The organism is uncultured Faecalibacterium sp. (genome assembly GCF_900066275.1).
Taxonomy (GTDB): Bacteria; Bacillota; Clostridia; order Oscillospirales; family Ruminococcaceae; genus Faecalibacterium; species Faecalibacterium taiwanense.
In genome coordinates this window covers 1-4,758 of record NZ_FMFG01000065.1, presented here as the reverse complement: position 1 = coordinate 4,758, position 4,758 = coordinate 1, and the positions used below count along the sequence as shown (strand labels likewise).

Here is a 4,758-nt window from a genome sequence, read left to right as displayed (position 1 = left end):
CTGTTGCCCGAAGGGCAATAGGGCGGGCGATGGAATGGCCCGATTCGTGTCTGAGGAGAAAGCTTCCGGCACACCGCTCCTTCGCTCTTTTACTGCGCCCCGAAAAATTCCTTGGCGATGTCGGCGCTGCGCTTGGCATCCTTGGCGTACCAGTCCGCGCCGATCTTCTCGGCATATTCCGGCGTGAGCACCGCACCGCCCACCATGATCTTGCAGTCCAAGCCCGCTTCGTGCAGGGCGGCAATGGTTTCCTCCATGCTCTTGAGGGTAGTGGTCATCAGGGCCGAAAGGCCCACCAGATGCACATTCTTTTCCCTCACAGTGTTCACCACCGTCTCCACCGGAACATCACGGCCCAGGTCGATCACCTCAAAGCCGTAGTTTTCCAGAATGACCTTGACGATGTTCTTGCCGATGTCGTGCACGTCGCCCTTGACGGTGGCCAGCACGATGCGGCCCTTGCTGGCGCTGCCCTCGCCCTTCTGGGCAATGACGTTCTTGATCTCCTCAAAAGCGCTCTGGGCAGCACTTGCGGCCTGCAGCAGCTGCGGCAGGAACAGCGTGCCCTTCTCGTACTTTGCGCCCACGATGTCCAGCGCCGGGATCAGTGCTTCGTCCACCACTTCCAGCGGCTGCTTTTCGGCCAGCAGTGCCTTGGTCTGGGCGGCGGCATCGCCCTTCAGGCCCTTTTCCACCGCCTTCATCAGCAGAGCATAAGGGCCGGTAAGCTCTGCGCTCTCACCGGATGCGGATGCCGAAGCCGCAGGCACCGTCTGCGCGGCCTGCTTGAGGGCCGCCGAGGCGGGCACGCGGTCAGCATAGCGCTCAATGTATTTGGTGCTCTGCGGGTCGCGGTTGGTCAGCACATTGTAAGCGTACACTGCCGCCATCATCTCCTCGCTGGAAGGGTTCATGATGGCAAGGTCCAGCCCGGCATACATCGCCATGGTGAGGAAGGTGGTGTTCAGGTACGGGCGGCAGGGCAGGCCAAAGCTGATGTTGGACACGCCCAGAATGGTGCGCACCCCCAGCTCTTTTTTGCAGGCTTCCAGCGCCTGCACGGTGGCCAGAACGTCCTTCTGCTGGGCGCTGGCGGTCAGGGTCAGGCAGTCGATGTAGATGTCCTCCCGCGGGATGCCGACGGCAAGGGCCGCTTCGGTGATGCGGCGGGCAATGGCTACGCGGTCCTCGGCGGCAGGCAGGATGCCCCGCTCATCGATGGCAAGGCCCACGATGGCCGCACCGTACTTTTTGCACAGGGGCAGGATCGCGTCCAGCTTTTCCTGCTCGCCGTTGGTGGAGTTGACGATGGGCTTGCCGTTGTACACGCGCAGACCGTTTTCCAGCGCCTCCACATTGGAGGAATCCAGCTGCAGCGGCAGGCTGGTGACGCTCTGCAGGGCCTTGACCACCTTGGGCATCAGGGCAGGCTCGTCCACGCCGGGTGCGCCCACGTTCACGTCCAGCACCTGAGCCCCGGCCTCCACCTGACTGACCGCCTGCTCCAGAACATAGTTCATATCCTCTTCCCGCAGTGCCTGCTGGAAGCGCTTTTTGCCCGTGGGGTTGATGCGCTCACCCACCACCGTGATGCCGTCCACGTTGACAAAGTTCACCGGTGTGCAGAGCACCGAGGGCATTTTGTGGGCCGAACGGCCGGGTACGCAGCCTGCAAAAACGCTGTTCAGCAGCTTGATGAACTCCGGCGTGGTGCCGCAGCAGCCGCCCGCCGCAAACAGGTGCAGGTCCCGGTAGGGCTTCATTTCCATGGCGAAGAGCTGCGGAGTGATATCGTAGCCGCTGCCGTCGGCCCGGGGCAGGCCCGCATTGGGCTTGACGAACACCGGAAAGTCGCCGGGCACAGCCTCTGCCAAACGCTTTGCCATGGGGAAGATCTCCTTGGGGCCCAGTGAGCAGTTGATGCCCACCGCGTTGGCACCCAGGCCACGGGCGGTCACGCCGAAGCTTTCCACCGTGCAGCCGGTAAAGGTGCGCCCGCCGGCTTCAAAGCTCATGCTGGCTAAGATAGGCAGGCCGCTGTTTTCCTTTGCTGCCAGCAGAGCGGCTTTCAGCTCGTACAGATCGGTAAAGGTCTCAAAGAAAATGAGGTCGGCCCCGGCGGCAGCGCCTGCCCGGACGATGCGCGCATACTCGCTCACCGCATCCTCAAAGGCCAGCGTTCCGCTGGGTTCCAGCAGTTCTCCCAGCGGGCCGACATCCAGCGCGGTCAGGGCACCGTAGGGCGCACAGGCGCGCTTGCAGTTGGCGATGCCCGCCGCAATGATCTCTTCCAGACTGTAGGCGCTGCCCGCCAGCTTGTGGGCCGATGCGCCAAAGGTATTGGCGTTGACGATGCGGCTGCCCGCAGCGGCATACTTGGCATGGATGCTCTCGATCAGCTCCGGGTTCGTGATGTTCAGCTCCTCCGGCTTTGCACCCAGCTTCAGGCCCGAAGCCTGCAGCATGGTGCCCATGCCGCCGTCCAGCAGGACAGTATTGCTCTGCTTGAAAAGTTCACTCGCTTGCACAGGTCTTTCCCCTCTTTCTATACTCACACCGGGTGCGCAGCACACAGTGGCCGCACCCGGCCAGCTTTCCCTTTACCGGGTGGCTGCTCAGACCCAGAACGGCCGTCACGCTCTTGCGCGGGGTCATCAGGTTGGTATCGGTCACACACAGGCCCGCCCGGCGCACCGTATCCAGCGCGTTTGCCACCAGCGGCTGTACTGCAATATCCCAGTCACCGTAGCCGGGCGAAAACCGCCCGGTCAAATACTTTCCCTCTTTTGCGGCCCACTGGCGCAGCTCTGCTTCGGCTGCGTCTGCGGCCTGCTCGGCCAGCGCGCTGCCCAGTGCGTCGGACGCAACGCCCGCCGCGATATCTCCCACACCGGCACGGCGGATCTGTGCATCCACGCCGGGGCCAAGGGTCACGGCCAGCAGCACCGCCTGCGGGCAGTTTTCCAGATGCTTCATCACATCCCCACCCCGCAGGATGCCTGCTTCGGCAAGGGCAGCCGTGTCCGCTTCCAGCCAGACCGCCCGGGGCGTTGCCGCCGCCAGCAGCGGCATGGCGCATGTTTCCAACAGGGTCATAGTGCGGTCGTCCGGTTCCCCTCTGGCCCCGAAATACCGCGCTGCCTGTGCTGTATCGATTGCCGCCGGTTTTGCCAGCACCAGCGGCTGCGGTGCACCGATCATCCGCCGCACCTCCTTGCTTTTTTGAAATAAAGTGGTCTTAAGTATACCGCACCTGTGGGATTTTATCAATCCCGCAGAGCGGCGGATAAAAGAAAACTCCCTCAGTCACAGCTCACGCCGTGCCAGCTCCCTCAAGGAGGGAGCCTCTGTCGAAAAGGTAAGCTTTTCGGTTTTGCCAAAGGCCCCATCCCAGAGGGGGCTGTCTGTGAAGCAGACTGGGGGAGTTCGTTCTTTATTTGATGCAGCTGGAACAGGGCGTATAGCCTGCTTCCACGGCTTCCTGATAGCTGGAGAAGAGGATCTGGTTCTTCTCTGCCGGCAGGTTCGGGCAGGTAGGCAGATGGAACTTTTTGCTGTTCACATTGCCGATGTACGCCTGCTGGGCCGTGCTGGATGCCGCCGGGTCGGTGGGGTTCAGCGCGGAATCTGCCGCAAAGTGCTCGGTGCCCACGGTGTAGTTCTGGCCGTCACTGCCAATGGTGATGGTGCCCTGCAGGTCGGTGCGGTACACATCCACCCCGGCATCCCGCAGGATGCTCAGCGTTTCCTCGTGCGGGTGGCCGTACTTGTTGTTCACGCCGCAGGAGATGATGCCCATTTCCGGCAGCACCGCGTTCAGGAAGAGGTAGCTGGTGGAGGTGCTGGAACCGTGGTGGCCCACCTGCAGCACATCGGCCCTGAGGTTCGCGCCGCTGTTCACAAGGTCGGTCTCCGCAGTCTTTTCCATGTCGCCGGTCAGCAGGAAGCTGGTGGAGCCGTAATCGATGCGCAGCACAATGGAGGTATCGTTGGTGTCGCTGTACTGTGCCACCGGGCCAAGCATGGTCACGGTAGCGCCGCCCAGCGGCCACATCGTGCCCACGGCGGGCACCTCTACCTGCAGGCCCTGCTGTTGGGTGTACTTGACAAAATCCTGAAAGCACTTGGTGGAGGCATCGGCCACCGGGCTGTACACATGGTACGCCGGGAAGTAGGCCAGTGCGGCAGCCAAGCCGCCTACATGATCCTCATGCGCGTGGGAGCAGAACACATATTCCAGCTGTTCCACCCCCTGACTCTGCAGGTAAGAGACGATGAGACTGCCGTCGTCCACATTGCCGCCGTCGTAAAGCATGAACTGTCCGTCACATTCCACCAGCACGCTCAGCGCCTGACCCACATCGATGAAATGCACCTCCAAGGGTGCGTCCACCGTATCCACAGCCGCCGCAGCAGAAGCGGACGGGTTCGGCACTACATCGGCGCTTCCGCCCGGGACGGACGGCAGCCCGCTGCAGCCCGCAAGGCTCAGCACCAGTGCGGCGGCAGCGGCCAACGCAGCAAGGCGCTGCCACAGGCCTTTCTTAGGCGCGTTTACTTTTTCTTCTTTCCAGTTTTCCACGTTGTGTTCTCTTTCTGTTGATCGTTTTTTGGCTTGCGCGCGGGTGCCGAATGGGGCGCAAAGCGTGCACCGGGGCTGGGCGCACGGCCTGTCGGTGCAGCGGCACGGCTCTGGCCGTGGGCAGGCTTGCCGTTATGGCCCTTCTGGTTCGGGCGCACCGTATAGGTGCCGTCATT

4 protein-coding genes are annotated in these 4,758 nt (G+C 62.5%); all 4 read right to left on the bottom strand.

The genetic code is table 11. From position 1 onward, the window contains the following. Nucleotides 1-89: 89 nt before the first annotated feature. Nucleotides 90-2,528 (bottom strand): homocysteine S-methyltransferase family protein, encoded by a 2,439-nt coding sequence (locus tag QZL71_RS12730; RefSeq protein WP_294649076.1) that lies wholly within the window; start codon nucleotides 2,526-2,528, stop codon nucleotides 90-92. Continuing rightward, nucleotides 2,515-3,201 carry a methionine synthase gene (locus tag QZL71_RS12725; protein ID WP_097777242.1) on the bottom strand — a complete coding sequence of 229 codons (687 nt, stop codon included), beginning with the start codon at nucleotides 3,199-3,201 and terminating at the stop codon, nucleotides 2,515-2,517. The genes QZL71_RS12730 and QZL71_RS12725 overlap by 14 nt, the downstream gene beginning before the upstream one ends. Before the next feature lie 232 nt (nucleotides 3,202-3,433). Next, a complete protein-coding gene (locus QZL71_RS12720) occupies nucleotides 3,434-4,582 on the bottom strand; it encodes a ComEC/Rec2 family competence protein (RefSeq protein WP_097773802.1) in 1,149 nt (382 codons plus the stop codon). Beyond that, a partial coding sequence (locus QZL71_RS12715; RefSeq protein WP_294649073.1) for a hypothetical protein occupies nucleotides 4,555-4,758 on the bottom strand: 204 nt, incomplete at its 5' end. The genes QZL71_RS12720 and QZL71_RS12715, both read right to left, overlap by 28 nt.